At 67.1% G+C, this 5,836-nt stretch carries 8 protein-coding genes and 1 pseudogene; 5 read left to right on the top strand and 4 right to left on the bottom strand.

All coding sequences use genetic code 11. From position 1 onward, the window contains the following. Nucleotides 1-694 (top strand): aconitase family protein (locus tag ACESK5_RS18600; RefSeq protein WP_372913078.1); only part of this gene is annotated, 694 nt, incomplete at its 5' end. Beyond that, nucleotides 691-1,305, top strand: coding sequence for a 3-isopropylmalate dehydratase small subunit (gene leuD / locus ACESK5_RS18595; protein ID WP_372913077.1), 615 nt, complete (start codon nucleotides 691-693; stop codon nucleotides 1,303-1,305). The genes ACESK5_RS18600 and leuD, both read left to right, overlap by 4 nt. Nucleotides 1,306-1,317: 12 nt before the next feature. Here the strand turns inward: leuD and ACESK5_RS18590 are convergent, their stop codons facing one another. The 4 genes from ACESK5_RS18590 to ACESK5_RS18575 form a co-directional block, all read right to left on the bottom strand. Beyond that, nucleotides 1,318-1,629 carry a HalOD1 output domain-containing protein gene (locus ACESK5_RS18590; RefSeq protein WP_372913076.1) on the bottom strand — a complete coding sequence of 104 codons (312 nt, stop codon included), beginning with the start codon at nucleotides 1,627-1,629 and terminating at the stop codon, nucleotides 1,318-1,320. A 237-nt stretch (nucleotides 1,630-1,866) separates the two neighbouring features. Next, on the bottom strand, nucleotides 1,867-2,622 hold the full coding sequence (locus ACESK5_RS18585) for a helix-turn-helix transcriptional regulator (protein ID WP_372913075.1): 756 nt from the start codon (nucleotides 2,620-2,622) through the stop codon (nucleotides 1,867-1,869). Between the two features lie 85 nt (nucleotides 2,623-2,707). After that, entirely contained in the window at nucleotides 2,708-2,866 is a 159-nt protein-coding gene (locus ACESK5_RS18580; RefSeq protein ID WP_372913074.1) for a DUF1059 domain-containing protein, read from the bottom strand. 123 nt (nucleotides 2,867-2,989) lie between these two features. After that, nucleotides 2,990-3,334, bottom strand: a complete 345-nt coding sequence (locus ACESK5_RS18575; protein WP_372913073.1) for a hypothetical protein — start codon at nucleotides 3,332-3,334, stop codon at nucleotides 2,990-2,992. Nucleotides 3,335-3,531: 197 nt separating this feature from the next. Here ACESK5_RS18575 and ACESK5_RS18570 point away from each other — a divergent pair, with 197 nt between their 5' ends. From ACESK5_RS18570 to ACESK5_RS18560, 3 genes and pseudogenes are all read left to right on the top strand, one after another. Next, nucleotides 3,532-4,512 carry an isocitrate/isopropylmalate dehydrogenase family protein gene (locus tag ACESK5_RS18570; RefSeq protein ID WP_372913072.1) on the top strand — a complete coding sequence of 327 codons (981 nt, stop codon included), beginning with the start codon at nucleotides 3,532-3,534 and terminating at the stop codon, nucleotides 4,510-4,512. A 119-nt stretch (nucleotides 4,513-4,631) separates the two neighbouring features. Next, entirely contained in the window at nucleotides 4,632-5,393 is a 762-nt protein-coding gene (gene glpR, locus ACESK5_RS18565; RefSeq protein WP_372913071.1) for an HTH-type transcriptional regulator GlpR, read from the top strand. Nucleotides 5,394-5,690: 297 nt separating this feature from the next. Next, a pseudogene (locus ACESK5_RS18560) lies at nucleotides 5,691-5,836 on the top strand (sugar phosphotransferase); the annotation flags it as partial.

Here is a 5,836-nt window from a genome sequence, read left to right as displayed (position 1 = left end):
GCTCGCCGAGACGGACGAGTTCGAGGACGACCCCGAGAAGTTCGAGCGGCTGAAGCCCTACTGGGAGTCGGTCAGCTCGGACGAGGACGCCGAGTACGACGACGTGGTCGTCGTCGACGGGGACGAACTCGAACCCGTCGTCACCTGGGGGACGACGCCCGGACAGGGCATCGGTATCTCCGAACCCATCCCGGACCCCGACGACCTCCCGAAGGCCAAACAGGAGACCGCCCGTCGTGCGCAGAAGCACATGCGCGTGACCCCCGGCGAGACGATGGAGGGCTACAAGATCGACGTGGCCTTCCTCGGTTCCTGCACCAACTCCCGACTCGCCGACCTCCGCAGAGCAGCGAAAATCGTCGAGGGACGGCAGGTCCACCCCGACGTCCGCGCGATGGTCGTCCCCGGCAGTCAGCGCGTCCAGCGCGCCGCCGAGGAGGAGGGTCTCAAGGACGTCTTCACCGAAGCCGGGTTCGACTGGCGGAACGCAGGCTGCTCGATGTGTCTCGGGATGAACGAGGACCAGTTGCAGGGCGACGAGGCCTGCGCGTCCTCGTCGAACCGGAACTTCATCGGTCGTCAGGGCTCGAAGGACGGCCGGACAGTGCTGATGAACCCCCGGATGGTCGCCGCCGCGGCAATCAAGGGGGAAGTGACCGACGTGCGTGACCTCAAGGAGGTCGCGACGGTATGAGCGACGTCGACATCCCCGAGGTGGACTACGCCTCGGGCACCGGAATCCCCATCCGCGGGAACGACATCGACACCGACCAGATCATCCCGGCGCGCTTCATGAAGGTCGTCACCTTCGACGGCCTCGGTGAGTTCGCCTTCTTCGACCAGCGGTTCGAGGACGACGACACGCCGAAGGAACACCCCTTCAACGAGGAGCGATTCCAAGACGCCTCCGTGATGGTCGTCAACGCCAACTTCGGCTGTGGCTCCTCCCGCGAACACGCCCCGCAGGCGCTCATGCGCTGGGGCATCGACGCCATCATCGGCGAGTCCTTCGCTGAAATCTTCGCGGGCAACTGTCTCGCACTCGGCATCCCGACCGTCACCGCGGACTCGGAGACGGTCGAGGCCATCCAGAACTGGGTCGAGGAGCACCCCGACGGGGAGCTAGCGGTCGACGTCGAGGCCGAGACGGTGACCTACGGCGATACGACCGTCGCGGTGACGGTCGACGAGGCCCAGCGGAAGGCGCTCGTCGACGGCGAGTGGGACACGACGGCGCTGATGCGCTCGAATCAGAACGCGGTGCGCGACCTGGCCGAGTCGCTCCCGTACGTCGACAGCGAGTGACGCGAGCCCGGGTCACTCGTCCACCGGCGGTCGGATCACGACCTCGGCGTCGGTGACGACGACCCGGTACCCGTCCAGACAGAACGACACGCCGGGTGGGTCCGCGTGACCCCGGTCGGTGATCAGGCGTGCGACCTGCTCTATGTCTACGACGTCGGTCACCGGGGTCAACTCCGTCGTCCACGTCCCCTGCAGGTCGGCGACGGCCGCGGCGATGTCGATGAGGAGGGGGATGACGTCGGTCGGATTGGTCGCGTCGTGCTTCGCTCGATAGCTCTTCTCCGACGGATCGAACAGCGGGGGGTCTATGCGTTGGTACGCCATCGGTCTACCTCGTTCGAGCGTCTTTCTGACGGTGGACTGACACGCTCGACGACGGCTAGTACCTGCCGAGGGTTATAATTTTTCACGTCTAAATTTCACGAATGAAATCCACGTCAGCGGTGAAATCGCACTCACGGCTGAAATCTGTCGACCGAACCCCTCGCCTCCGGGTCGGGGAACGACAGTCCGGGGTAGCGGACGAGCGGGTCCCACCGGGTGGCTGTGCGGGACGCCCGGTCAGATGAGAGTCGCGTACTCCGCGGCGTCCCAGTAGCGCGCGAAGCAGGACTCGGCCCACTCGACGACCGTCGGGTCGGACGTCTCGACGAACGCCACCGGGAGTCCCCGATCGTCGTGCGCGCTCAGGCCGACCCGGTCGTCGAAGAGGAACAACTCGAACGGGCAGTCGTCGTGAATCCGCACCTCGAACCGGCCCGTCCGCGCCGCCTCGCGCGACTTCCGTGCGTGTTCGCAGAACAGGTCGTCGACGACGCTGCGTCTGAACACCGCCCGTATCTCGGTGCCGTTCTGGACGGCCTCGTACGCGATGTCGACGTAGATAGGCGAGACGACGCCAGAGAACATCCGCATCGACTCGGCGTCTGCGACGAGGTCGCCCAGACTCCCGACCACGACGTGTGGCTGTCCGGGGCAGGGCCGCTCGACCGTCGCGTCCGCGAGATGTTCCAGCGGGAAGTCGACCGTCTCGGCGTCGATTGCGTCGAGGAGCGGTTCGAGACGGTCGACGGCGTCGAGTTGGGATTGGTACTCCTCGGTGCGAGCCGCGACGACGGCACCGACGCTCGTCAGTTCGAACTCCCCGTCGACCTTCTCGATGAGTCTCTGGTCCGTCAGCGACTGCGTTGCACGGTGGATGGTCGACCGCGAGGCGCTCAGGTTGCGGTCGAGCGTGTCCGCGTCGGCCGACGTCGTCCGGAGGAACGACAGCAGTTCGGCCCGCTTGACGAACTCGACGGCGTCGTCGGCGTTCATGTGAGGGAGTGGAGGAGACGGTCTGTTCGGCGGGGATGGGCGGGGAGCGTCGGTCCGTGCGGCCGACGACACGGCGCCGCGCGCGTTACACCTGTTCGGTTTCGGCGACGATGGCGTCCCGTTCGATACTCAGGTCGTGCGTTCGTTCGGCGTGCTCCTGGACGAGGTGGACGAGTTCGTCCTCCGTGTCCGCGCGAACCATGAAGTCGCACCCGGTCTGGTAGCACTCGAACTTAACTGTCATATACCTAATACACGACGCCCGTGGTAATAAAATCCAACTGTCCACGCCGACCGGCGTTCGGTGACACCACCTGGCTGCTCGGCCTTCGGTTCCGACCGCTCCGCTCGACCCCGGCGGCCCCGACTACTCCGCGTCGGCCGGGTCGCCGTCCTCGCCCAGAAGTTCGTCGAACCGGGCGGGGTCCTCCGTCAACTCCCGGAACGTCGCGGCGGCCAAGAAGCGCGTGGGCGCGACCACCCACTCGGTCGTCGCGTCGTCGTACGGGTCGGGGGCGTCGGCGTCGAACCACCACGCGACGTACCGACCGTCGTCGAGTCGTGCCGTCGGGAGGAGGCGGTCCTGGACCATCGTGTCGACCCGGGTCGCCGGGTCGAGCCCCGGCGACCCCTCGGGCGACGGAGGTTCGATGATCTCGATGGAGACGTGCCGGCTCGGTTTCGCGCTCGCGTCGGGACCTGCATCGCTCATGCGCTGTGTACTGACTCCCCTCGTCATAAGTCTCAGTCGGCCACACGTCAGACGCGACCACGCCACCGCCGCCGTCGACCGTCGAGCGCGACCGAGTCCGACGACCGCCGGACGAGGACGAAGCGTCGGCCGTGCCGACCACCGGACGACGGGCGCGGACCGACCCATTCATACGGGGCCCGCGCACCTCACTAACCATGACCGACGAGATCGTCGTCATCCCGGGTGACGGTATCGGACAGGAAGTGGTGCCGGCCGCGCGCGAGGTGCTGGAGGCCGTCGGCGACTTCGACTTCGTCGAGGCCCGCGCGGGCGACCACGTCCTCGAATCGGAGGGCGAGGCTCTGCCCGACGAGACGTTCGACCTCGCGGCCTCCGCCGACGCGACGCTGTTCGGCGCCGCGGGCGAGAGCGCCGCCGACGTCATCATCCCGCTCCGCCAGGCGGTGGACTCGTTCGTCAACGTCCGCCCGGCGAAGGCGTACCCCGGTGTCGACGCCCTCCGACCCGAGACCGACCTCGTGTTCCTCCGTGAGAACACCGAGGGCGTCTACGGCGGCCACGAACACCGCCTCACGGAGGACCTCTCGACGCTCACCCGGGTCGTCACCGACTCGGCCTCGCGCCGTCTCGCCCGCTTCGCGTGCGACTTCGTCGAGGAGGGAGGGTTCGACGGCTTCACCGTCGCCCACAAGGCGAACGTGATGCGCGAGACCGACGGGCGGTTCAAGACGGCCGTCGAGAGCGTCGCCCACAAGCGCGGTGTCGAAACGGACGACGCCCTCATGGACGCGCTGGCGATGCACCTCTGTCTCCACCCCGAGGAGTACGGCGTCGTCGTCTGTCCGAACCTCGCGGGCGACATGCTCTCGGACCTGGCCGCCGGCCTCGTGGGCGGCCTCGGGCTCCTCCCCTCGGCGAACCTCGGCCCCGACCGCGGCCTCTTCGAACCCGTCCACGGCAGCGCGCCCGACATCGCGGGACAGGGCGTCGCGAACCCGTCCGCGACCGTCCTCTCCGCGGCGATGCTCTTAGAGTCGCTCGGGTACGCCGAGGAGTCACAGGCCGTCCACGCGGCCGTCGAGAGCGTCCTCGCCGACGGCCCGCGGACTCCCGACCTGGGCGGTGACGCCTCCACCGACGAGGTGACGGCGGCGATTCTCGACCGCCTCGACTGACGCCGGGCGACCCCCACTCGGTTCGATTCTGCCGTCCGCGTCCGAAACGAACACGAGCAGTCGACGACTCGCGAAAGAACAGTCAAGAACCGGGCACCCCTACGACTCGTCAGTCAGCCATGCTACCTGCAGAGCGTAAACGACAGATCGTCGAGATGGTGACCGAGGAGGGCGGTCGCTCGGTCGACGAACTCTCCAGTTCCCTCGACGTCTCGAAGGCGACCATCCGGCGCGACCTCCGCGACCTCGAAGACCGCGGACTCGTCGAGCGCTCCCACGGCGGGGCGGTCCCCGTGATGTCTGTCGGCGGGGAACAGACGTACGACCAGCGCGAGGTACAGAACCTCGACGCCAAGCGCGCCATCGCCGCCCGTGCGGTCGACGAAATCGTCGAGGGCTCTGTCGTCTTCTTCGACTCCGGGACGACCACGATGGAAGTCGCCCGTGCCGCACCGAAGGACGGGTCGTTCCTCGCCGTGACGAACTCGCCTCGACTCGCCGTCGAACTCGGGAAGGAGGAGAACGAGGTGAAACTGACGGGTGGAACCCTCAGACGACGGACACGCGCACTCGTCGGCCCCACCGCGGAGTCGTTCATGGGACGGATGAACTTCGACCTCCTCTTCCTCGGGACGAACGCCATCCACGAGGACGGAAGCCTGACGACGCCGAACGAGGACGAGGCCCGGATGAAGGAACTGATGGTCCAGCGGTCGAAGCGCGTCGTCCTCGTCGCGGACGCGTCGAAGGTGACCCGCCAGAGTTTCGTCCAGTTCACCCACCTCGACGACGTCGACCTGTTCATCACCAACCGACCCGTCCCCGACCACCGAGAACGGTTCGACGCGGCCGACGTCCGCGTCGTCGTCGCCGACGACTGAGACGGGGGCGACCCGAACGACGGCGCTCCCGCGCCCCGGGCGAGTGGCTCTGACCCTCCCCGGCCCGCTCCTCACGCCGACCCACGCCCGACTCGTACCGGTGGTCGTTCCCGTCTGCGCCGTCGCCGCCATCCTACCGCACCTGTTCGTGCATTCGCCCTCCTCCCTCGCTCGACGTCTCTTCGGGCGAAACGCGTCCACCGTTGTTCCGTCCGAAATTTATTTCCATACAATCAAACAGTAAAAATCATATCCGAAAACACTTTTGCACAGTCTGTAGAACGATCGTGATGTACCATGTCGTCCGCAGACAGGGCGGAGAGCGTGCTGCGGTCGCACGTGACCTCCGTCAAGGAAGATCTGATGACCGGCGTCTCGTTCATGATCCCCTTCGTCACCATCGGGGGGATCTTCCTCGCGCTCGGCTTCGCCGCGGGAGACAC

Origin of the sequence: Salinigranum sp. (genome assembly GCF_041641895.1) — an archaeon.
Classification (GTDB): Archaea; Halobacteriota; Halobacteria; order Halobacteriales; family Haloferacaceae; genus Salinigranum.
The sequence above is the reverse complement of the archived record's forward strand: the minus strand, read 5'-3'. Positions and strand labels throughout refer to the sequence as shown.